This is a genomic window from Streptomyces nigrescens (assembly GCF_027626975.1).
GTDB classification, from domain to species: domain Bacteria; phylum Actinomycetota; class Actinomycetes; order Streptomycetales; family Streptomycetaceae; genus Streptomyces; species Streptomyces nigrescens.
In genome coordinates, this window is record NZ_CP114203.1 from 7703113 (window position 1) to 7725726 (window position 22614).

Here is a 22614-nt window from a genome sequence, read left to right on the forward strand (position 1 = left end):
TAGAGACGAACGGGCCCCGTCGGGGGCAGAGCGCTTTGCCCGTTCGGTCACGCGGTGGGCGCCGACCGCGACGCGTAGGCCTGGTTCTTGGCGCCGATGACCTGGTCGAAGGACTGGCCGGTCCCGGCCCGGCCGTACAGCTCGAAGTAGCCGAGGGACTTGCCCTGCTGAAGTGCGCTGGTGCGGTCGGCGGCGGTCTCGTACGTGAGGCTGTCGGGGCCGTCGCGCAGGAGGACGGCGGCGAAGTGGTTCGCCCAGCCGTCCGCCGCCGCTCCGGTCAGGTCGACGAAGTGGTTCTCGCCGACGGCGGGCGCGTCACGTCGCACGCTGAGGCCGCCGTCCGGCGGTGTGCCGATGAGCTGGGCCGCCGCTGCCTTGCAGTCATTGGGGAGCGTGATGAGCAGCTCCTGTACCTGGGCCTCCTGGTTCTCGACGGCGGGGAGCCCGGCGAGGAAGTCGGAGGTCAGGCTCGGCATGATGACGGCGAGGTCGGTCAGGCCCTCCCGGCCGGTGCGTTCCGGGTAGGGGAAGCGCGCGGCGACCCAGCCACCGCCCATCGTGGCCACCGCCAGCTTCATGGCTTCGGACCGCAGGCCGTCGACCGTGGAGCTCCGCGGTTCGGCCCGTGCCTGGAGCGCCGTCACGATGCGCCGGGTGAGCGCGACGAGCTGCCTGACCTCCGGGGGGTCGGTCAGGGACCGCAGATACGCGGCGCGCTTGTCGCCGCGCTGTGCCGCGCTGTCCCCGGCCACGGGCTCGTGACCGGCGGCCTCCGGGTTCCGGCCGGCGGCCCGTACGGCGGCCGCGGCCCTGGCCGCGTCCTTGTAGACGGGCAGTACCCGGTAGAGGGTGCGCTCACCGGCCCGCACCGCCGCCCCGCGCTCCAGGGTGATCGGCACCTGGTCCTGGGCGTCGAGGCTGTGCGCGGCGGCGGTGATCATGTCCGCGTCGGCATAGGCCTCGTGCCGTCCCCGGATGGCGATCCCGCCGTGCGCGGAGACCTTGTCGAAGCCGAGGGCGGCCTCTCCCTCCGCGTACCGCTGGAGGTGCAGTGGGCCTCTTGCGCCCTCCGCGGCCGGGGCCAGGGCGCGGGCGACCGCCGCATTGCCCGCGGCCCGTTGGAGGGTGCGCAGCGCGTCCGGCGGGTGGGTGGACAGGGCTGCGGCGGGGGTGCGGGGGCGTTCGGGTCCGCGGGGCGCGGTGCGTGGCGCCGATTCCCCTCCCGTGGCCCGCCGTTCGTGTGCGTGCACGAGGGCTCCGTTCTGGCGGCCGGTGGTTCGTGGGTCCGTGGTCCTGGGTGGCCCGAATGCCGATTTTCGGCCTCGGCGGAAATTGCCTCCAGAGGCGGAAGGGGAGCCGAACGGGCAGAGCGGTTGCCCTGCTGAACACCGGTAAGCGTCCGGCCGCACCATCGAGAAGCCCTGATGGCCGGAGAAACGGAGGGATGAGTGGTTGGGCCACTATCGGACGTTTCCCGGGAATCGGTGTCCGTGTGCTGGGCTACGTTGGTATGGCCGGTACATCAGTGCTGGTCCGAAGGGTGGGCGGTGGCAGGTGGACAGGGGCAGGGGAGCGAGCGGGCGGTGCGCGGTGGCGCGGACGTGCTGAAGGGCGCGGAGGGGGCGGGCAGCCCGGACCGGGGCGACCGGTTGCGGTTTCAGCTGCTGGGTCCGGTGCGGGCCTGGCGGGGCGACCACCCGCTGAATCCCGGCCCGCCGCAGCAGCGCGCCGTGCTGGCCGTCCTGCTGCTGCACGCGGGACGGCCCGTATCCGTACCGCAGTTGGTGGACGCGCTGTGGGGCGAGCAGCCGCCGCCGCGGGCGGTGGGCACCCTGCGGACGTATGTCTCCCGGCTGCGCGGCCTGCTGGAGCCGGACCGCAGGCCCAGGCAGCAGGCGCACCTGCTGGTGTCGTCGGGCGGCGGCTACGCCCTGCGGGTGCCCGGCGAGGCGCTGGACGCGTCCGTCTTCGAGGAGCGGCTGGCCACGGCGCGCCGGTTACGGGAGGCAGACGACACCGCGGGAGCGTACGAGCAGCTGAGGGGTGCGCTGGCGCTCCCGGCGGGCATGGCCCTGGCCGGACTGCCCGGGCCGTACGCCCAGCGGCAGCGCGACCGGCTCACCGAACTGTGCGTCACCGCTCAGGAGGAACTCTTCGACTGCGTGGTGGGGTTGGGCGGGCAGGCCGGGGCGATCGCCGGACTGCGCGCCTTCGCCGCCGAGCATCCGCTGCGCGAACGCACCCAGGCCCTGCTGATGCGGGCCCTGCACCGGGCCGGCCGGCAGGCGGAGGCCCTCGCGGTGTACGCGGCCACCCGCCGTACCCTCGACGCCGAACTGGGCGCCGAACCGGGCCGCGAACTCCGCGCACTGTACGAGGAGGTGTGTGCGGGATCGAGGGGCTCTGGAACCGGGTCAAGGCCCGGGCCCGGTACCGGCCCTGTCGGCGACCGGGCCCGTCCTGACCGCGACCGCACCGGTGACAGCCGGGACCACCGGCCTCACCCGCCCCGCCCTGCCAGGAGCACCTCGCGGATCGGCCCACCACCACCCGTACCGGCTCAACTCCCGCCCGACATCGCCGATTTCGCGGGGCGCGCGGAGGCCGTCGCCCAGCTGGCCCCGGCGCTGCGCGGGGCGGCCGGCGCACGGGCACCGGTGGTGGCCACGCTCAGCGGGCTCGGCGGGGTCGGCAAGACGGCGCTGGCCGTGCATGTGGCGCATTCCGTACGGGCCCACTTCCCCGACGGGCAGCTGTATGTGGATCTGCAGGGCGGCGGCCTGGCTCCGGAGGACAGCAGCGCCGTTCTGACGCACTTCCTGCGTGCCCTCGGCGTCGCGGAGAGCGCCGTACCGGACGGGCCGGCGCAGAAGGCCGCGCTGTACCGCTCACTGCTCGCCGACCGCGAGGTCCTCGTCCTGCTCGACAATGCCCGCGACAGTGCACAGGTGCGGCCGCTGCTGCCCGGGGCACCGGGGTGCGCGGTGCTGGTCACCAGCCGTGCGCGGACGCTCGCGCTGCCCGGGGCCGACCGTGTCGACGTGGAGGTGATGGCCGAAGGGGAGGCCCTGGGGCTGCTCGGCGCGATCGTGGGGGCGGAGCGGGTGGCCGCCGAGCCGATCGCCGCGCGCGAACTGGTCGCCGTCTGCGACGGGTTGCCGCTCGCCGTGCGTATCGCCGCCGCCCGCCTGACGTCCCGGCCCGGCTGGGCCATGGCCGGCCTCGTGGCCCGGCTGAGCGAGGAGCGGCGACTGGACGAGCTGCGGGTGGGCGACCTGGGAGTGGAAGCGACCTTCCGGGTCGGCTACGAGGTGCTCGGGCCCGGCCTCGCCCACGCCTTCCGGGCCCTCGCCCTGTGCGGTATGCCGTCCTTCTGCCGGGGCGCCGCGGCCGCGCTGCTGGACACCACTGACGACGAGGCGGAGGAGGCGGTCGAGGCCCTGGTCGACGCCGGGCTCGTGGAGCTGCACGGCGAGGACCGCTACCGCTATCACGATCTGGTCGGACTCTTCGCCCGGCGGCTGGGCGAGCGCCATGACAGCCCGTGCGAGCGGGCGGCGGCGCAGCACCGCTTCTTCGACTATGTGCTGGCCACCGTCCTGACCGCGGTGCGGCTGACCGAGCCGCACCGTGTCCTGCCCGGTCTGCTGCGCCACCCGGACTCCCCGGGCCGTACGCTCGCCGATGCCGACGCCGCGCGCGCGTGGCTGCACGACGCGCACCCGCGGCTGTACGCGGCCGTGGAGTGGGCATTGGGCGCGGCGCCCGGGCTGCTGGGTTCCGCCGTGGACCTCCTCACCGCGTGGTCGCAGGTGCTCGGCGGCACCGCGCGCCACCGCGCCCTCGAACCGCTGGTGCGCCGCGCCGTGGACACCGCCCGGCGGCACGGCGACGACACGGCCACCGCGCACGCCCTGCGCCTGCTCAGGGTCCCGCACCACGGCACCGCCCCGCACCACGGAACCGCCCCGCACCACGGAACCGAGACATACGCATGGGCAGAGCGCGCGCCAGGGGAGAGCCTGCGGCCGGCCCATGCGTCCGCCGGTCCGCCGGTCAGCGCCCTGGCCGAACGCGAACTGGCCGCCGTGCCCGTGACGATGGACCGGGAGCGGGCGGCGCCGCCGCTGCGAACGGCGGCCCCGGACGGAAGCGAGTACAGGCTCCGGCAGATCCGCTACCGGGCCCGCTGTGCGCTGCGGCGGGAAGGGCCTCCGCGGCAGGCGGCGGCTCCCTGTCGGCAGGCGCGACGGCGGTGCCGTCTCCGGGCCGCCCGCGACCGTGCACGGCTGGGCCCTGGGGAATCCGAGCGGGGCCCGCCGCTCCCGACTCCCGCGCCACCGCCCGGCCGCGGCTGCGGGTGCGGGTCCGCGCATATGGGGGAATGCCGCGGTCGGCCGTCCGCCGCAACCCTGCCGGGGAGCCGCGAGGTGCCGTAAGGACATCCCGCTCTGCCCCCGGCTCTGCCCTTACGCACGCTGACCCGGGCCCGGCGTTGCCGGTTGACTGCACTGGTGAGCATGTGGACTTCACTGGAACCGGCCGCGATCACCGTCGACCCCGGTTCCAACGCGAGGGTAAGGCTGCGGGTACGCAACACGGGCGACACCGTCGAGGAGTACCGCTTGCGGCCGGCCGGCGCCGTAGCGGGCTGGACGCGGGTGGAGCCGGACGTGCTGCGGCTGTACCCCGGGGCCGAGGGCACGGCGGAGGTCGAGTTCGCACCCCCGCGTACGTCGGACGCCGTGGCCGGTCCGACGCCCTTCGGCATACGCGTCGAGCCGGCCGAGCACCCCGAGATCCGCGACGTGGTCGAGGGACAGGTCACGGTCGGGCCGTTCACCGAACTCCGCTGTGAGCTGGTGCCCCTGTCCGTCCGCGGCCGTTGGCGCGCCAAGGCGTCGGTCGCCGTCGACAACCTCGGCAACCAGCCGCTGACGGTGTCCCTCTCCGGCCGCGAGAACGGCGATGCCCTCACCGTCGAGCCCGAGCCGACCTCGGTCCAGGTCGCGCCGGGCCGCGCCGCCTTCGTGGGGCTCAATATCCGTCCCGGAGCCGTGAGTTGGGTCGGCGGTCTCAACAAGCACCCGTTCACCGTCTCCGTGCAGCGAGCCGGAGTCCCGGAACCGACCGAGCTGCGCGGCACCTACCTCCAGCCGTCCGTGCTGCCGCGCTGGGCGATGGCGGTGCTCTCGCTGCTGCTCGTGGCGGCGCTGGCCTTCGTGGCGCTGTGGTTCAGGGCCGTGCCCAAGGTGTCCACGAGCGCGCGGGAGAAGCCCGGCCAGTCCCAGAAGCTCCCGGAGAAGGAGAAGCCGTCCGAGCCGGCGCCGTCCAAGCCCCCGGAGGAGGAGAAGCCCGAGGAGAAGCCCGAGGAGCAACCCCCGGAGGAGCCCGCCGATGACGGCGCCGGGGAGCCGGAGGGCCCGACGGAGCAGACCATCCGCTCCAACGCCAACGGCGGCTGGTACCTCCAGGCCAACGGGGGCAGCCAGGAGGACGGCACCCAGATCGGCCAGAGCCCCGAGTGGACGGGTGACCAGTTCGGCCGCAACCAGTGGTGGACCATCCACCACTACCCCGAGGACAACACGGTCGCCCTGGAGTCGGCCAGCTCCCCGGGCAGTGTTGCCCAGCTGAAGGAGAACACCAACCAGGTCGAGCTCTGGGCGGCCGACCCGGAGCTGCTGACGTCGGGCAAGCTGCCGCCCCAGCAGAAGTGGCGGCTGATGGACGTGGGCGACGGCCGCACCCGCATCGTCAACATGCGCAACGACGAGTGCCTGACCGACCTGCAGAACGACAAGGGCGCGCTGTCCTGGAAGTGCACCGACGGGCCCGACGCCCGGCAGGACTGGAAGATCGCCGAAGGGCAGTGACACCGCAGGGGCCGGCCGCTGCCTCGCCCGGCCCCTGCCACACCCGTTGGGTCAGTCCCACAGAGGCGACGCGTCCGGCACCAGCCGCCCCATCTTGCGGTACTCGCGCCGCGCCCCGGCTCGGACATCCGCCGCCGTCACCGGCCCGCCGCGCCCCGCCGCGAGATAGCCCGCGGTCACCGCCGCCGAGCGGATCGCCCCGCCGGACAGCTCGAACTCCTTGGCGCAGACGTCCAGGCCGAGGTCGTCCGCGCAGGGCGTGGCCGCCAGACAGGAACGCCACAGGGCGAGCCGCCGGCCGTCATCCGGGAACGGGAAATCGACCACCAGGTCCAGCCGTCGGGTGAACGCCTCGTCGATGTTGGCGCGCAGGTTGGTGGTCAGAACGGCGATCCCGTCGAACGCCTCCAGCCGTTGGAGCAGATACGCGCTCTCCAGGTTCGCGTACCGGTCGTGTGAGCTCTTGACCTCGGAGCGTTTGCCGAAGACGGCGTCTGCCTCGTCGAAGAGCAGCACGGCGTCCGTGCGGTCGGCCTCGGAGAAGATCCGCTCCAGGTTCTTCTCCGTCTCCCCGATGTACTTGTCCACCACCGAGGACAGCTCCACCACATAGAGGTCCAGCCCCAGTGCGCCGGCCACGACCTCCGCGGAGAGCGTCTTTCCGGTGCCGGATTCCCCGGCGAACAGGGCCACCACGCCTCTGCCGCGCCCACCGCCGGTGCGCAGCCGCCAGGTGCCGAGCACCTTCTCGCGATGCCGTGCCCGCTGCACCAACTCGTGCAGCAGCGACAGCGGTTCGGGCGGCAGGACGAGCCCGTCGAAGCCCACGGCGGGCCGTACGCGCCGGGCGTGCCGGTCCAGCAGCGGCGCGGACTGCTGACGTGCGCTGTGCTGGATGTGGGCGGCGGTCACCGGCGTCCCGTCGAAGGCGGCGAGGGCGTTGGCCGCACGGGTCGCCCGCCGGATCTGGGCGGCGCCCAGCCGGTACGGCGCAACGGCCGCGGAGAGGTCGAAGCCCTCGTCCACGGAGCCGAGTTCGGTGCTCCAGACCTCGTCCGCCGCCGCCCCGTCGTCCGGCGCGTCCAGCGCGAACAGCCCGGAATCCGGGGCCCAGTCCGGGTCGTACGGCTCGCTTCCGAAGAAGACCACCGGCACGTCCCCGCCCGCCAGCGCCCTGACGAGCGCGCCGGGCCGCTCCGGCAGCGGCCCCACGACGACCGCGGCTCCCCGCAGCCGCGCCTCCCGCAGCAGCGCGCCCGCGAGGCCCGCACCGTCGCCGTGGTGTCCATCGGGCCGGTACCGCAGCACGGGCAGGCCGGCGCGCCGCAGCCCGTCGGTCACCGGTTCGGCGGCGGTACCGGGCCGCCGCTCCCGCAGATGGACGGCGAGCGGCCGCTCGCCCGCGAGCGCGGCGAGCCGCCCGGCGAACGACGCGTCGTCGGTGCGGGCAGCGCTTCCCATATCCCCGGCGGCTCGCTGTCCCGCCGACAGCAACTCCACCTCACCGCCGCAGAGTTCAGGATCAAGACCCTCGTCCCCCAGCAGATGGGCCACCACCCGCTCCGGCACCCGCAGCGCCCGTCCCGGCAGTGGCCGGTCCTCGTCCTCGATGACGAGCAGCCCGCCGGACAGCAGCGGCGCGCCGGGGTGGAAGCGGGCGCGGGCACCGGCCTCGTACGGGCCGGTGCCCGCCAGGTCCAGCGCCAGCGCGACCGTGGCACGGCGACGCCCGACATCGTCGTTGAGATAGCCGTACAGCGGCTCGAAGCTCCGGTCCACATCGGGCGCGAGCGCGGCCAGGAGGATCTGCAGGTCCAGGGCCGACAGCCCGAACCGCCCGGCGAGCGCGACCGAGCGGTCCGACATCCCCGGTGCCTCGTCCGCCGGCCCGCCCGTATGGGCCCCACCCGCTGTGTACGGCGCGCCCGTGTCCTCCGCCGGCGCTTGCGCGGCCAGCCGTCTGGCCGTCTCCGGGGTCACATACAGCCCGCGCAGCGGATCCGCAGCCGTCGGATCGTCGGCGCTGCGCCGCTCGACCAGCCCGGCCACCCGCTCGCGCAGCCCCGCCAGCCGGCCCCGCAGCGCCCCGCCGGCGTTCTCGGTCACCGTGGCACCGCTCACCGCTGCACCGCTCACTGTCCTCCCTCGCTGTCCTTCGCGGACGGCGAGGCGCCCGGAGCGGACCGGAGCATCCGGGGCGCGGAGTCGCCGGGGACCCCGTCGAGTCCGCGGACGACCGTGACCGCACCCTCCGTGACCGGCGGCGCCACCTCGTACGACGGCGAGACCGGGAAGGGCACGGTGATCACCACGTCCAGGGACGGCTTGAGTTCGCCGCCGAGCGCGGACCAGATGTCGGCGATCGAGCGGGACTCGGGGGGCGGCACCGCAACCGTGAGCGGGATGCTCACCTCCAGCGCGCGGAGCGCCTGCGGCAACGCGGCCGGCGGCAGGATCTCGTGCGAGAGCAGGCACCCCAGCGCGGCGGACAGCAGCCGGTGCTCGTCCTCCGGGCGGGTGGTCCACGCCGTGACCAGGTAGGACAGCCGGAACCAGCGCGGCGGCTGGCGTCTGCGCACGATCACGCCCCTGGCGTCCCGCTCCGCGATCGCCCCGCGCTCGCGACGGGCGACGTCCTCGCGAATGTCGTAGAGATACGCATTGAGCGTGGGGGCGTTGCGCCGCGCCGCCCAGTCGCGGGAGGGCGCCTCGAAGGCGACGTCCCCCGCGCCGTCCGGCAGCACCCCGCCGCGCAGCACGGACCGCATCGCCTCATCGACTTCGTGGATCACGCGCCTTCCCCCGCCCCGCGACCCGCCGACCGCACATCCTCCGCCAACTCCGTCACCGCTCCACCCTTTGCTTTCGCACCCGCACCTGTTGCTGCACCTGCACCCGCATCCGGGCCCGTATCCGTGCCTGCTGCCGGCCCCATCAGATGTATCCCTCTCGCAGCGCGTAAGCGACGGCGTGTGCGCGGTTGTGCAACTGCAGCCGTGTCATCAGGGCGTGCAGAACGTTCTTGACGGTGCGTTCGGAGTAGGCGAGCTTTTCGGAGATCTGCCGGGTGTCCAGGCCCTCGGCGACCAGCCGCAGCACATCGACCTCGCGCTGTGCCATCCCGAGCGTGGGTGCGATGCCCACGGAGGCGGAGGTCGTCACCGACCGCCGCAGCCGCCCCACCTGTGTGAGCAGCGTGCTGATCAGGTCCGGCGGCAGGTCGCCCTCACCGCGTGCCGCGTTCTGCACCGCTCGCAACAGCCGCTGCGGGGTGGCCTGATGACGCCAGAGTATGGCCCGCACGCCGTACTCCACGATCGTCATCAGCTCCGGCTCGCGCAGATCCCGGGCGATCAGCACCACGCGCTGTTCGCCGCCCCGTACGAGCCGTCTCAGCTCCGTCGCGGCGATCTCGTCGAACCGGTCGATGGGCATGATCGCCACGGCCCCGACGGCCTGCCCACCGCCTTCTTTCTCTCTCCCCCGCTCCGCCTGTTCCGCCCGTTCCCTGGCCGCCGCGCCGCCCTGGTTCTGGACGATCTCGACAGCGGGCTGGTGCTGTAGGTGACTGACGACCCCGGCCCGGCTGAGCGGGTCGGAAGCGTGCACCGTCACCGTGACACGTGTATCCAGCACTTGTGTTCCTCGTCTCGCCCCCGTTTACCGACAGCCGCAGAATGCGCGAAGGCAATCAACAAACGTTTACCGGGCAATCAACGCCGGAGCGGAACCCTCCGGCACGACAGGCGAAGAGGGGCACGAGAAACGGATCGCCGGGGGGAAGCGGCGATGCGGCCGGGGGTAACGCGCTGTACGGGCGGGCGCGTTACCCCCGTGGCGGGAGTCCTACCGCGAGGTGGAGGCCGCCCGCTCCGGCGCCGGCGTCTGCGACGGGTTGCTCCGCGGGTGCTGCGGGTTGAGGAACCACTTACGGGCGGAGGCGAACCACCAGGTGCCGGCGAAGACCAGCACCACACCCACGGTGAGCGGGGCGTAGTTGAACGTCTCGATGGTCACCGGGCTCAGCTGGGGCAGCATGAACAGCACGGTGATGATCACGACCCAGCTGACCGCGATCAGGCCCACGGGCTTCGACCAGCGCCCCAGGTGCCAGGGACCGCGCCGGAAGTTCTCTCCCTGGCGCAGCCGCAGCAGAGTGGGCACCACGTACGCGATGTAGAGGCCGATCGTCGCGATGGAGGTGACGGCGGCGTACGCGGTCGTGTTGAACAGGTACGGCAGACCGAGGACGAACGCACCGCCGGCGGCGAGCCACACGGCGTTGGTCGGGGTGCGGGTCCCGGGGTGGAGCTTGTGCCAGACGGAGGAGAACGGCAGCGCCCCGTCGCGGGAGAAGGCGTAGATCATGCGGGAGTTGGCGGTCACCGAAGCCATCCCGCAGAACAGCTGGGCGCCGATGATGACGAGCAGCATCAGCTTGCCGGTGCTCGCACCGAGCGCGTCCAGGAAGATCTGCGCCGGCGGCACACCGGTGTCCGACTCCAGGGCGCCGTTGTAGGACTGGATGGCGAAGGTCAGGCCGAAGAGCAGCACGAATCCGGCGGCCCAGGACACGACGATCGAGCGGACGATGCCCTTGGGCCCCTCGACCGAGGCGTTCTTCGTCTCCTCCGTCATATGGGCGGACGCGTCATAGCCGGTGAACGTGTACTGCGCCATCAGGAGCCCGATGAGCGCCACATAGACCGCGGAACCCCAGCCGGTGTTGTTGACGAACTCGGTGAAGACGAAACCGGGGGACTGGTGCTTGTCGGGGATGATCAGCAGGGCACCGACGATCACCACGACGCCGATCAGATGCCACCACACCGAGACGGTGTTGAAGAAGCCGACGACGCGCACGCGGAAGGTGTTCACCACGGCGTGCAGCAGCAGGATCACGCCGAAGAGGGTGATCGTGTGGGCGGGGGTGGCCGCGTAGCCGAACTGAAGGTTCAGGTAGGCGTTGAGGAACGACGCGGCGCCGAAGTCGATGCCCGCGGTGACGGCCACCTGGCCGAGCGTGTTGAACCAGCCGGTGAACCAGGCCCAGGCCGGGGCGGACTTCTGCGGGGCGAGCTTGTGCGCCCAGAAGTAGAGGCCGGCGGAGGTCGGGTAGGACGAGCAGACCTCCGCCATGGCCAGGCCGACGAACAGGGTCATCAGGCCGACGAGGACCCAGCCCCACATGATCAGGGCCGGCCCGCCGGTGTTCATACCGAAGCCGTACATGGTCAGGCAGCCGGACAGGATGCTGATGATCGTGAAGGAGACGGCGAAGTTCTGCCGCCCGGACATCGAGCGGTCCAACGTCTGGGCGATACCGAGTTCGGCGAGGCGTTCCTCCTCCGTCTGCGTGACGCTTGGCATGTCCAATGGCATGGCTGAGCCTCTCCTGTTGGTGGCGCGGTGACGTGCGGAACAACCTCGGTCGGCGCTACGGTCCGGACCCCTTGACCGCCCACTTCCGATGCCGGGCGAAGAGCTGCTGAGCGTCTCCGCAGTAGCTCCACGGCACATCCGTGGCGTACGGGCCGATGGCGTCGAACACCTCGGCCGCCGCCCGGTGCTGATTCGCGAAGGACATCGCGTGGGCCAGGTAGTTGGCGTCCTCGTGGAAGGCGGCGTGCGGCATGGAAGGGGCCCGGTACGTCCACCAGTTCACCCACGCCTGCTGGGTCGACGGGTTGTCCGTCCAGGGGTGGACCGTCAGGCCGTACCGGTGCCCTTCCTTCTTCATCCGCGTGCGGTGCGACTCGGCGAGCGCGACCAGCGGCAGGACGTGCAACGGCATCCCGCGGGGGACATGGGCGCACCGCTCCTGCGCCCAGTGGAACATCTCGCCCGCCACGCCGTGCCAGTCGGGAAACATGTAGGTGAGCAGCTCGTGGTGCGCCTCCCTGTTCCACGGGTCGCGTTCCTCGACCTCCTGCCACACGCTGTGCACCGTCTCCCGCCACTGCCGGTCGCGGTCGGGGGAGTGGTAGCGCAGCAGGGCGAGCATGACGACGTACGGCGTCGGATCGGCCGGCAGGGTGTCCCCGGCGGCATGGCAGGTCTCCCAGGCCTGTTCCATCTCCGGTCCGCTGCCCTGCCCCCGTGGGCCGGCCATCGAGCGCAGGGCCAGGACGGTGGCGAGAAGGGCCAGGGCGTGCGGCGAACGCGGTTCGGCCTGTGCCCAGGTGTCGGCGAAGGTGAGCCGCGCCCCGGCGCGGGCGAGCACCTGGAGGCGGAAGATACGGCGGTCCCAGTCGGCACCGGTCGCGGTCAGCAGTTCGCGTGCGCCTTCCCACCTGCCCATCGCGGCGTCCTCCACCACTGCGCGCAGGCGAGTGTCGTCCCGCGCCGGATGCCGGTCGAAGGCCGGTTGGCGTCTCACCGTTGTCCCGTCAACGGTCTCTCGGGCGAGGGGAACAGGTCCTCACCGTGCGCAAGGGGCGTGTCAACGGGCACTTTTCAGGCCTCCGGGTGGGCGTCCGCCGTGTCGGACGCCGACGTAGGGGGAGCGCGTCGCGCTGAGCGAACGACCATGGGGCCGGCAGGGCGCGTATGCCCGGCGTCCTTGACGGGCGGGACAGCGAGGGCATCGGGCGGGGCGGCGATGCGCCGGGTCCACGCCGCTGGTTAGGGGCCTGCCCGGACACCGGTGGGGTCCGGCGACGGTGCCCGTGGGCCCCGGGTCCGGCCCTTGCCGGGCTGTCTCGTGCGCAGGCGAAAGCCCGATTCGACCTTGAGGGGCAATCACCGCAATCTCCTGTACGTGGCATGCATGTGCTGCGCAAGCGGACTGTCAACTTCGTTCATGAAGTGCTGACTTGAGAAAGAAGACTATTCACTGAGGAACCTCGGCGCACATTTCTTCGGGGATAAATCTCAGGCGATGTGGCGCCCTCGTCGGCGCGTGGGCGGTGTTCGCACTCCCCTGGGGCCTATCGGCCCTCGCCGCAGGGCGAGTTGACCGCTCCGGCCGGTACCGCGCCGAGAAGCCCTGGACCTGCACTCCGAAGCCTTGGCCAACGCATTTTGGTCACGGCATCATCACAGGTTCTTCACTTCATCTATTTCGATGTTCAACCACTCGCTACTCTTCCGGTTCCAGACACCTAGGGGGAATCGTGGCGTATCAGCAATATCCGTCCCAGCCCGGACAGCAGCCGCCCACGCCGCCCGGTATGTACGCGCCGCCACCGCCGAAGAAAATGGGGGCCGGCGCAAAGATCGGCATCGGATGCGGCGGCGCCTTCGGTGCGCTCGTCCTCATCGGCGTCATCGCCGCCGCGATGGGCGGCGGCGACACCGGAACGCAGGCCGAGAACAAGCCCGGCAAGACCGCCACCGCACCGGCGAAGGAGCGGGCGAAGGAGCGGGTGAAGGGCAGCACCGAACCGGCCGAAGCCAAGCCGGAGGAGAAGCCCGAGGACAAGCCCAAGGCGGCTCCCAGGTCACCGGCCGACCGGTTCAAGGCCTTCGTCACGAAGAACGGAAGTGCCAACGAGAAGGCGGCCATCGGGCACGTCACCAAGGTCCAGGGCGCCGAGGAGCAGAACGACATCCTCGACTCGGTGGACATCTACACCGACTTCACCGGCGGCCTGATGGGCCCCCACCAGAGCGAGGGCAAGCTGATCGCCTCCGCCTTCGCCGACTGGAAGGACTCCAAGAACGGCCTGGTCACCGTCTACGACGTCAAGGGGGAGCTCCTCGCCAACGGCAACTTCTGACCGCCCTGGCGCGACAACACCCCTTGTCTCTCCGGTTTCAGCCGGGCGGCGGCTCGCGACCGTGGGCAGGGCCATGCGTGCAGGGGAGCATGCAGTCGCCAGGCAGGGGGGCCACTTGTCCAGAAACCAACGACCGATGTCGCCGGAGGAGAAGAAGAACGCCCGGCTCGGCTGTGCGGTCATCGCCTTTCTCGTGCTGCTGGTTGGCGGGTGCGTCAATCTGATGGACGGCGAGGGCGGCGGGGACGGCGGGGACGGCTCGAAGTCGTCTGCCAGTAGTTCGGTCTCCGGTGCTTCGGACGCTTCCGACGCTTCTGCTGACACCCCCGATGGATCGGACGCATCCGACGCCTCCGACAGTGACGCCGACACCGTCACGGTGCCGGACTACACCGGCCGCAACCTCCAGGAGGCGCAGGACGACGCGCAGGGCAGGGGTATCTACCTGCTCAAGAGCGATGATCTGTCCGTCCGGCAGCGTCTGCAGGTGTGGGACCGGAACTGGCAGGTGGGTGACCAGGAGCCGGCCGCCGGGACGGTCATGGCGGACACGGAAACGCTGACGTTCGCCGTCGTGAAGACCGGCGAGAGCTGCGACGAACCCGACGAGGCGGCATCCGCGGGCGACGACGGAACGCCCGAGCCCACGGAGGAACCGACCGAGGCCGGCAGTTCCGGCACCTCCGGCTCGTCCGCCTCCTCCGGCGCGGACGCGAGCGACTCCTCCGGAGGTTCCAGCTCCTCCGGTGGTTCCAGCTCTTCCGGGAGTACGGGGAGTACGGGCTCCGAGGGTGGCAGCACCTCTACGACTGGTGGCGAGGAGCAGTCGCAGGCTCCGGCAGGTGCCTCGGCGCGGTGCAATGACGGGACGTACAGCTACAGCCGGCACCGGCGGGGCACCTGCAGCCATCATCACGGGGTCGCCGTCTGGCTGAGGAGTCTTCCGGCCTGAACGGGCGTCCGGCCCGGGAGCGACGGGGCGTAAGGCGCGGTGCGTAAGGGGCGGGGCGCGTACGGGCACCTGGCCGTGCAACCTTCATCGGCAGTGGGCGGTCTTCACGACACCATCACACATTGCCAGGGGGACTGATCATGTCGTACTCGCAGCAGCCCGCGCCGCCCGGCCGGCAGCCCCGCCCCTTCGCGCCGCCGCGGGCCACCGAGCCGCCGGAGAAGAAGCACGCCACCCTCAAGATCGCAGTGGGTGTGGTCTGTGCGTGCATCGTCGTCGGGCTCGGGGCCGCGGTGGGCGGCGGCGGCAAGAAGACCGAGGTGGAGCCCGCACCCGCACCCGCTGCCACGGTCACCGTCACCGCCAAGATGGCCAAGGCTGACGCGGGGAAGCCGCAGGGCGATGCGAAGCCCGCCGAGAAGGCGCCGGCGGGCCCGGAGATCACCGTCGGCCAGGGCAGCTACCTCGTCGGGGAGGACATCGCCGTCGGCATCTACCGGACCGGCGGCCCGGCCGCATCCGATGTGCCGCTCTGTTACTGGGCGCGCGCCAAGGACTCCAGCGGTGACATGGACAGCATCATCGCCAACGGCACCCCCCAGGGCCCGGCCCGCGTCACCGTCAACAAGGGGGAGACGTTCGAGACCAACGGCTGCAAGGAGTGGACCAAGGTCCGCTGACCGGCTCGCCGCAGCTCAGGTCGCGGTTTTCGGTGGCCGCGCCGTCGGCCGTCATGGGCCGACGTGCCGAGCCGCCCGGTCCGCCGGCGGGGGTGTGAGCGGGGAAGGGGGCGGGGGCAGTGCCGTGCGGCCGACAGGATTCCTCCGCTCGCATCCGGTCGGAGTCGGTTCCTCCGGTTTTGCCCGGGGTGGGGTCCTGTCGAGAGGGGGGCGCTCACGAGATATCTTGATGTCGAGCAATGTTGCAGACGTGGAGCGGAGCACCCGGTGACTGACTCGACCATCATTTACACCCACACTGACGAGGCCCCGGCCCTGGCGACGTATTCGTTCTTGCCGGTGATCCAGGCATACGCGTCGACGGCCGGCGTCAGCGTGGAGACCCGTGACATCTCGCTGGCCGGTCGCATCATCGCGAGCTTCCCCGAGCACCTGGAGGAGGGCCAGCGCATCGACGACGCCCTCGCCGAGCTCGGTGAGCTGGCGAAGACTCCCGAGGCGAACATCATCAAGCTGCCGAACATCTCGGCCTCGATCCCGCAGCTGAAGGCGGCCATCGCCGAGCTTCAGGAGCAGGGCTACGCGCTGCCGGCTTACCCGGACGACCCGAAGACCGACGAGGAGCGCGACATCCGCGCCCGCTACGACAAGGTCAAGGGCAGCGCCGTCAACCCGGTCCTGCGTGAGGGCAACTCCGACCGCCGGGCCCCGGCGTCGGTCAAGAACTACGCCAAGTCCAACCCGCACCGCATGGGTGCCTGGACGGCCGACTCGAAGACGAACGTCGCCACCATGGGCGTCGACGACTTCCGCTCCACCGAGAAGTCCGCGGTCATCGGCCAGGACGGCACGCTGCGCATCGAGCTCTCGGGCGACGACGGCTCCACCACCGTGCTGCGCGAGTCGGTACCGGTCCTCGCGGGCGAGGTCGTCGACGCGTCCGTGATGCGGGTGGCCGCGCTGCGCGAGTTCCTCACCGCGCAGGTCGCCCGCGCCAAGGCCGAGGGCGTGCTGTTCTCGGTGCACCTGAAGGCCACGATGATGAAGGTCTCCGACCCGATCATCTTCGGCCACGTGGTCCGCGCCTTCTTCCCCAAGACGTTCGCCCAGTACGGCGAGTCGCTTGCCGCCGCCGGCCTGACCCCGAACGACGGCCTCGGCGGCATCTACAAGGGCCTGGAGTCGCTGGCCGACGGCGCCGAGATCAAGGCGTCCTTCGACGCCGAGCTCGCCGAGGGCCCGGAGCTCGCCATGGTCGACTCCGACCGCGGCATCTCCAACCTGCACGTGCCGAGCGACGTCATCGTCGACGCCTCCATGCCGGCCATGATCCGCACCTCCGGCCACATGTGGGGCCCGGACGGCGCCGAGGCCGACACCCTCGCGGTCCTCCCCGACAGCAGCTACGCCGGCATCTACCAGGCCGTCCTCGACGACTGCCGCGCCAACGGCGCCTACGACCCGTCGACGATGGGTTCGGTCCCGAACGTCGGCCTCATGGCGCAGAAGGCCGAGGAGTACGGCAGCCACGACAAGACCTTCGAGATCCCGGTCACGGGCACCGTGCGGGTCCTCGACGAGAACGGCAACGCCGTCCTGGAGCAGGTCGTCGGCGCCGGCGACATCTTCCGGATGTGCCAGACCAAGGACGCGCCGATCCGCGACTGGGTCAAGCTCGCCGTCACCCGTGCCCGCGCCACCGGCAACCCGGCGGTGTTCTGGCTCGACGCCGGCCGTGCGCACGACGCCCAGCTCATCGAGAAGGTCAAGACCTACCTCGCCGAGCACGACACCGACGGTCTGCAGCTGGAGATCATGTCGCCGGTCGACGCGATCACGTTCTCCCTGGAGCGGATCCGCCGTGGCGAGGACACGATCTCGGTCACCGGCAATGTGTTGCGTGACTACCTGACCGACCTGTTCCCGATCCTGGAGCTGGGCACCAGCGCCAAGATGCTCTCGGTCGTCCCGCTGATGAACGGCGGCGGGCTGTTCGAGACCGGCGCCGGCGGCTCCGCGCCCAAGCACGTCCAGCAGCTCGTCAAGGAGAACTACCTGCGCTGGGACAGCCTGGGTGAGTTCCTCGCCCTCGCGGTCAGCTTCGAGCACCTCGCGCAGAAGACCGGCAACGCGCGCGCCCAGGTGCTCGCCGACACCCTCGACCGCGCCACCGGCACCTTCCTCAACGAGAACAAGTCGCCCAGCCGCAAGCTCGGCGGCATCGACAACCGCGGCAGCCACTTCTACCTCGCGCTGTACTGGGCGCAGGAGCTGGCCAAGCAGACCGACGACACTCAGCTCGCGGAGGCGTTCGCGGCACTCGCCAAGACGCTCACCGAGCAGGAGCAGACCATCGTCGACGAGCTGAACGCGGTGCAGGGCTCGCCGGCCGACATCGGCGGCTACTACCAGCCCGTCGTGGCGAAGGCCGATGCGGTCATGCGTCCGTCGAAGACCCTCAACCAGGCCCTGGCCTCCCTCAGCTGACGCGACAGCTGAGGTAAGCCCCTTCCGCCCCGGCCGGTGCCCACCGGCCGGGGCGGTGCCGTTTCCGGCTGACGGCCGCCCCGTTCTCCGATTTCCGCCGGCCGGAACGGGCCCCTCCGGCACGACGGGCGGCATCATGAAGCCGTGGAACCCACGCTGCCGCTGCTCTTCCTCGACGTCGACGGCCCCCTCAACCCCTGGCGGGCCAAGCCCCACCGGCGGCCCGAGGGGTACACCACGCTGCGGATGCGGCCCACGGGCTGGGAGCCGCCGGGCCCGGCCCTGCGGGTCTGGCTCAACCCCGCCCATGGCCCGCTACTGCTGGGCCTGGGCTTCCGCCTCGTCTGGGCGACGACCTGGAAGACGGAGGCCAACACCTGGATCGGTCCCGTGCTGGGCCTGCCGGAACTGCCCGCCGTGGACTGGCCGCAGATGCATCACCGCGATCCGGAGGGCGTGCACTGGAAGACCCGCTACCTCGTCACGTCCGCCGCCGGCCGCCCCTTCGCCTGGGTGGACGACGAGATCGGCCCCCGGGACCGGGCGTGGATCGCCCGCCACCACACGGGCCCCGGGCTGGCGCACCGCGTCGATCCGGCGAAGGGCCTGCTCCCGGACGACTTCGCAGCGCTGCGGGAGTGGGCGGCGGAGGTGGCCGGGGGCGGTGCCCCGTGAAGCGGTAGCGTCACCGCGCAGGTGTCCGCACTTCTCCACACGGGGGTATCGATGGAACTCGCCCAAGTCCGCCTGCTCGTCTCGGACTTCCGCGGCTGCTACCGCTTCTACCGGGACACGCTGGGGCTCACTCCGCAGTTCGCGGCCCCGGACGGTCCGTATGCGAAGTTCACCTGTGACGACGGCACCGCGGGCATCGCGCTGCAGGAGCGCGCACAGATGGCCCGGGTCCTCGGCGAGCTGGCCGCCGCGCCGGACGGCTACCGGTCCCTGATCGTCCTCCGGGTCGACGACCTCGACGCCTACTGCGGGGAACTCACCGGGCGCGGCGCCGCCCTCGCGCACGGCCCGGCGCCGATGACGGACCGGATGCGGGTCGCCCACCTCAAGGACCCGGACGGGAACCTCGTCGAGCTCCAGGAATGGCTGGCACCGCGGTCCGCCGGCTGACCGCGGTGCCGGGCGCCCGGCGCTCAGCCCACGAGGTCCAGCACCGGCCGCAGCCCGTCCGGGCGCCGGTCCACCGGCAGCGGGTCCACCGGCAGGAAGGAGCAGCCCAGCGCCGTGGCGCCGCCGTCCGCCGTGCGGTCGTCGCCCACCATCAGGACGGCGGACGGGTCCAGCCCCAACTCCCGGCAGGCCACGGCGAACAGCTGCGGGTCCGGCTTCTGGATGCCGTGCTCGTAGGACAGCACACAGGCGTCCAGGTAGCGGTCCAGGCCATGGGCGCGCAGCACCGGCCGCAGATCCCAGCCGATGTTGCTCAGCACGCCGATCCGGATGCCGCGCCGGTGCAGCTCCGCCAGCACCTCGGCGGCATCGGGGTACGGCTGCCAGGCCGCCGCCGTCATATGGCGGTCGTAGAGCGCGTCGTACAACTCCGGCCCGGGGAGCGGAACTTGGCGGGCCAGGCCGGTGTACACCTCGCGGTGGTGGCGGGCATCGCGGTCGCGGATCTCCCACAGGTCGGCCAGCGCGGCGGGGATCTCGGCGGGCGAGGCACCGCCGGGCAGCGCACCGGCCCGTTCCAGCGCGGCCGCCCGCGGGGCGATCTCGGCCTCGGCCAGGTCCGTACCGGACGCGGCCAGCGCCGCCCGCAGCCATGACTCGGCGGGTTCGATCCGCAGCAGGGTCTTGGAGAAGTCGAAGAGCACACCTTTGATCGTCGTCATGACCGCCATCCTGCCCACCGTGCGGCTCCGCTCACCTCGGGCCGGGGCGCATACCCGGTGTACGCCGCTGCCGCCGCGGCCACCAGCGCCCCGCCCAGCAGCCAGCCCCCGACGACGTCCGACAGCCAGTGCACCCCCAGATACACCCGGGTGAAGCCGACGCCGGCGACCGAGACCACGGCCACCGCCCGGGCCGTCCAGCGCCACAGCGGACGCGCCCCGCCCAGCCGCAGCACCCACAGCACCAGTGCGCCCGCGACCAGCGCGGACATCGCATGCCCCGACGGGAACGCCGCGTAATGCGCGGTGTCCACCGGGTCCGCCCAGACCGGACGGTCGCGGCCGACCACGGCCTTCAGTACCTGCTGCAGCCCCGTCCCGACGAGCGCGGTGACCGCCACCCAGACTGCGAGCAGCCGCTCACCGCGCCGTACGAGCAGGACGACCGCCCCCACGAGCACCGCGCGCATCATCCACGGGTCCCACAGCCAGTCGCTGAGCACCCGGTTGAGCCGGGTCCAGCCGGGCGCGGCGACGGCCGTCCGGTGCAGCACACCGGCAAGCGCGCGGTCCACCGACATCAAGGGCCCCCAGCCCATGGCGACCAGGGTGAGCAGCAGGCCGAAGACGACCGTGCACAGGACGGCGCACGGGAGGGCCGGGACGCGACGGGCGGGGTCGGCGCGGCGGTCGTCGTCCACGGCGGACGACCGGACGGAGGGCTGCGGCGTCGGTGGCATACGTCGATCCTCGCCGATACCCGGCGTTCCGGGCGAGGGGGCCACGCCCCAGGGGGTCGATCCCTACGTCAGGGCACTCAACCCGGGCATAAAGGTCACCAGCAGCGGCACCGCCGGCACCAGCGCCGCCACCGCCGTCATCCGCAGCCGGCGGCCGGGGGTGAAGCGCGGGGCGGGGGCCAGCAGCCGGTCCACCCGCTCCGGTACCTGGGCGAGCTGGGCCGGGCAGGGGCCGAACACCCCGCGGTCCTCGTTGAGTTCGACCAGGGCCAGGGCGATCGTCCGCCGGCCGAAGCGGCGCGAGGCCACATCGTCGGCGGCCAGCTCGACCAGCCGGTGCACCTGGTCGCGGAACGCGGCGAAGACCGGGACCTGCGGAAAACCGGCGGCCAGCGCCGAGGCGCAGTACAGCAGGAGATCGTGCCGGGCCCGCGCATGGCCCTGCTCATGGGCGATCAGCGCATCGAGCTGATGCCCCTTCAGTCGACGCAACGCCGAAGTGGTGATGACCAGTTGGGGCGAGGCGTGGGACAGCCACCAGGCCTCCGGGCGGTCCCCCTCCAGGACGACCAGACGCTCCCCGGAGGGCTCCTCGCCGGGCAGCAACGGGGAGCGGCGCAGCAGCTCGGCCCGCCGCTGCCGGCGACGGGCGCGTACCGCCCGTACCTCGCGGGTCAGGGCGACGGCCGTCCAGGCGCCGCCACCCGCCAGCAGCAGGGCCAGCGCCCCGGCCCAGGGCCCGTGCGCCTGGAGCGCGTACGCCTCGACGACGACCCGTGGGGCGAACCCGAACACCGGGCTGCGCACGCCCTCCCAGGCGGCGGCCGCGCTCAGCGACATCGCGAGCAGACAGCACAGCAGCACACCGGCGACCACGCACTGCCACACCCACAGGGCGAGCACCGGTTCCCGGTCGGGCCAGTCGGAACGGGCCATCAGCCGTGGCGCCATTGCCGCGGCCAGCACGCCGAGCATCATCAGCGCGAGAGGGACCATCATGCCGTCACCCTATGAGCGCACGACTACCCGTTGGTACGGCCACGCGTCGGAAGTGATGCATACCACCCCCGCAACAGGTGTGAACGGTCAACGGACGCGCCCATGGCGCCGAACCGTTCGGCGGGGCGTCGTCGCAGCTCACAGCGCCAGCAGCATCGCCAGCATGCCGATCCCCATCGCCACCCGGCAGGCCCGCAGCACCCCGGCGCCCGCCGCCGCCACCGCCCCGCCCGCCGGCGCCTCCACAGCCCCCGCGCCCGCCGCCGGCGCCAGCCGGACCCCCGCAGCGAGGACGTACCCCGTGAAGTAGACGAGCAACAGCCCTGTCAGCAACGGCACACCGCCCGGCGCTGTGTGCGCCATCGGGCCCGTTCCGCCCGCCTGGTCCATCTGGCCCAGATGGCCTATTGGGCTCATCTGGTTCATCTGCCCTGTGTGGCCCGGCTGTTGGGACGGCATCACCATCGCGAGTGCCATGTACGCCATGGCCAGGGCACCGACCGCATGGTGCAGATGGCGCCGCGCCAGCGCCCACAGGCCCGCCGCCCCGAACACCGCGGTGAACAGCCACGGCGACCACGACGGCGGCGCCACCGGCCAGGCCATCGCCGCCATCCCCAGCGCCATCAGCCCCTCGCCGCGCGCCTCGCCCCGCTGCGCGGCCGGACCGGTACGCGCCCGCCACAGGCAGTACGCGCCGGCGGCGGCACCCAGCAGCACCAGCAGCCAGCCGACCCACACCGGTCCGTGCACGGAGCACCTCCCCCTCGTACCCGTACGCATCGGGGGCAGGATGCCCGCCGGGCGCCCGGCACACGGGAGCGCACGGGCGCAAGGGGGGAGCGCGGCGGTGTTGCCCGCCGGGACCGTTTTTCCGCCCCGGCCGGACGCGGCCGCGGAGACGGACTCAGGGGCGGTAGCGCAGCGGATGGTCCGCCGGGACCTGGGTCAGCACGATCCGGTGGCCGTCCGGGTCGGCGATCCACATCTCGATCAGCCCCCAAGGCTCCTGTACGGGCTCGCGCAGCACCTCCACCCCGTGCGCCAGCAGCTCCTGGTGTGCCTCGGCCGCGTCCGCCACCTGGAGCCACAGCTGGAGGGTCCCGGTGGCCGGGCCGGCGGCGTGGCCGGACACCTCCAGGAAGCCGCCGCCGAGGAAGTAGACCGTGCCGCGCTCGGGCCCCGTACCGAATTCCCGGTAGATCTCCAGACCCAGCGCCTTGCCGTAGAACGCCCGCGACCGCTCGGGATCGGCCGGCCGCAACAGCACCCTGCTGCTCAGTACGTGCACCATGGCTGGACCCTACGCCGA

At 72.2% G+C, this 22614-nt stretch carries 19 protein-coding genes; 8 read left to right on the forward strand and 11 right to left on the reverse strand.

What is annotated here, in order from left to right:
* Nucleotides 1–47: 47 nt before the first annotated feature.
* The gene (locus tag STRNI_RS34195; RefSeq protein ID WP_159489679.1) at nt 48–1250 is read right to left on the reverse strand and encodes a hypothetical protein; all 1203 of its coding nucleotides are present in this window, start codon (nt 1248–1250) and stop codon (nt 48–50) included.
* Between the two features lie 297 nt (nt 1251–1547).
* Here STRNI_RS34195 and STRNI_RS34200 point away from each other — a divergent pair, with 297 nt between their 5' ends.
* Together STRNI_RS34200 and STRNI_RS34205 are read left to right on the forward strand one after the other, a co-directional pair.
* The gene (locus tag STRNI_RS34200) at nt 1548–4439 is read left to right on the forward strand and encodes an AfsR/SARP family transcriptional regulator (protein ID WP_277412591.1); all 2892 of its coding nucleotides are present in this window, start codon (nt 1548–1550) and stop codon (nt 4437–4439) included.
* An 81-nt stretch (nt 4440–4520) separates the two neighbouring features.
* A complete protein-coding gene (locus STRNI_RS34205; RefSeq protein ID WP_277412592.1) occupies nt 4521–5876 on the forward strand; it encodes an RICIN domain-containing protein in 1356 nt (451 codons plus the stop codon).
* 51 nt (nt 5877–5927) lie between these two features.
* On the opposite strand, the gene STRNI_RS34210 is transcribed toward STRNI_RS34205, so the two are convergent.
* The 5 genes from STRNI_RS34210 to STRNI_RS34230 all read right to left on the reverse strand — a co-directional run bounded on the left by STRNI_RS34210 (nt 5928) and on the right by STRNI_RS34230 (nt 12255).
* The gene (locus tag STRNI_RS34210) at nt 5928–8012 is read right to left on the reverse strand and encodes an ATP-binding protein (RefSeq protein WP_381844326.1); all 2085 of its coding nucleotides are present in this window, start codon (nt 8010–8012) and stop codon (nt 5928–5930) included.
* Nucleotides 8009–8668, reverse strand: coding sequence for a Pvc16 family protein (locus tag STRNI_RS34215; RefSeq protein ID WP_274734300.1), 660 nt, complete (start codon nt 8666–8668; stop codon nt 8009–8011). The genes STRNI_RS34210 and STRNI_RS34215 overlap by 4 nt, the downstream gene beginning before the upstream one ends.
* 142 nt (nt 8669–8810) lie before the next feature.
* Nucleotides 8811–9512, reverse strand: coding sequence for a helix-turn-helix transcriptional regulator (locus tag STRNI_RS34220; RefSeq protein WP_109888400.1), 702 nt, complete (start codon nt 9510–9512; stop codon nt 8811–8813).
* A gap of 210 nt (nt 9513–9722) precedes the next feature.
* Nucleotides 9723–11246: an amino acid permease gene (locus STRNI_RS34225; RefSeq protein ID WP_277412593.1), complete on the reverse strand. Its 1524-nt coding sequence runs from the start codon at nt 11244–11246 to the stop codon at nt 9723–9725.
* 67 nt (nt 11247–11313) lie between these two features.
* Complete coding sequence (locus STRNI_RS34230) at nt 11314–12255, reverse strand: hypothetical protein (protein ID WP_229838306.1); 942 nt, start codon at nt 12253–12255, stop codon at nt 11314–11316.
* A 736-nt stretch (nt 12256–12991) separates the two neighbouring features.
* Between STRNI_RS34230 and STRNI_RS34235 the strand changes: the two genes are divergently transcribed.
* From STRNI_RS34235 to STRNI_RS34260, 6 genes are all read left to right on the forward strand, one after another.
* Nucleotides 12992–13597 (forward strand): hypothetical protein, encoded by a 606-nt coding sequence (locus tag STRNI_RS34235; protein ID WP_381684661.1) that lies wholly within the window; start codon nt 12992–12994, stop codon nt 13595–13597.
* A 136-nt stretch (nt 13598–13733) separates the two neighbouring features.
* Entirely contained in the window at nt 13734–14549 is an 816-nt protein-coding gene (locus tag STRNI_RS34240; RefSeq protein ID WP_277412594.1) for a DUF3761 domain-containing protein, read from the forward strand.
* Nucleotides 14550–14689: 140 nt separating this feature from the next.
* The gene (locus tag STRNI_RS34245; RefSeq protein WP_277412595.1) at nt 14690–15229 is read left to right on the forward strand and encodes a hypothetical protein; all 540 of its coding nucleotides are present in this window, start codon (nt 14690–14692) and stop codon (nt 15227–15229) included.
* A gap of 267 nt (nt 15230–15496) precedes the next feature.
* Nucleotides 15497–17716, forward strand: coding sequence for an NADP-dependent isocitrate dehydrogenase (locus STRNI_RS34250; RefSeq protein ID WP_093646852.1), 2220 nt, complete (start codon nt 15497–15499; stop codon nt 17714–17716).
* A gap of 144 nt (nt 17717–17860) precedes the next feature.
* The gene (locus STRNI_RS34255; protein ID WP_159489665.1) at nt 17861–18391 is read left to right on the forward strand and encodes an HAD domain-containing protein; all 531 of its coding nucleotides are present in this window, start codon (nt 17861–17863) and stop codon (nt 18389–18391) included.
* 51 nt (nt 18392–18442) lie between these two features.
* Entirely contained in the window at nt 18443–18841 is a 399-nt protein-coding gene (locus STRNI_RS34260; RefSeq protein ID WP_159489663.1) for a VOC family protein, read from the forward strand.
* A gap of 23 nt (nt 18842–18864) precedes the next feature.
* Here the strand turns inward: STRNI_RS34260 and STRNI_RS34265 are convergent, their stop codons facing one another.
* The 5 genes from STRNI_RS34265 to STRNI_RS34285 all read right to left on the reverse strand — a co-directional run bounded on the left by STRNI_RS34265 (nt 18865) and on the right by STRNI_RS34285 (nt 22596).
* Nucleotides 18865–19563 (reverse strand): HAD family hydrolase, encoded by a 699-nt coding sequence (locus STRNI_RS34265; protein WP_159489661.1) that lies wholly within the window; start codon nt 19561–19563, stop codon nt 18865–18867.
* Nucleotides 19560–20303 (reverse strand): phosphatase PAP2 family protein, encoded by a 744-nt coding sequence (locus tag STRNI_RS34270; protein ID WP_266449151.1) that lies wholly within the window; start codon nt 20301–20303, stop codon nt 19560–19562. Before STRNI_RS34270 ends, STRNI_RS34265 begins: the two co-directional genes overlap by 4 nt.
* A gap of 63 nt (nt 20304–20366) precedes the next feature.
* Complete coding sequence (locus STRNI_RS34275; RefSeq protein WP_262039030.1) at nt 20367–21302, reverse strand: M56 family metallopeptidase; 936 nt, start codon at nt 21300–21302, stop codon at nt 20367–20369.
* Between the two features lie 138 nt (nt 21303–21440).
* Nucleotides 21441–22055 carry a DUF5134 domain-containing protein gene (locus tag STRNI_RS34280; RefSeq protein ID WP_277412596.1) on the reverse strand — a complete coding sequence of 205 codons (615 nt, stop codon included), beginning with the start codon at nt 22053–22055 and terminating at the stop codon, nt 21441–21443.
* Nucleotides 22056–22209: 154 nt separating this feature from the next.
* Nucleotides 22210–22596 (reverse strand): VOC family protein, encoded by a 387-nt coding sequence (locus STRNI_RS34285; RefSeq protein WP_018087519.1) that lies wholly within the window; start codon nt 22594–22596, stop codon nt 22210–22212.
* Between the last annotated feature and the right edge of the window lie 18 nt (nt 22597–22614).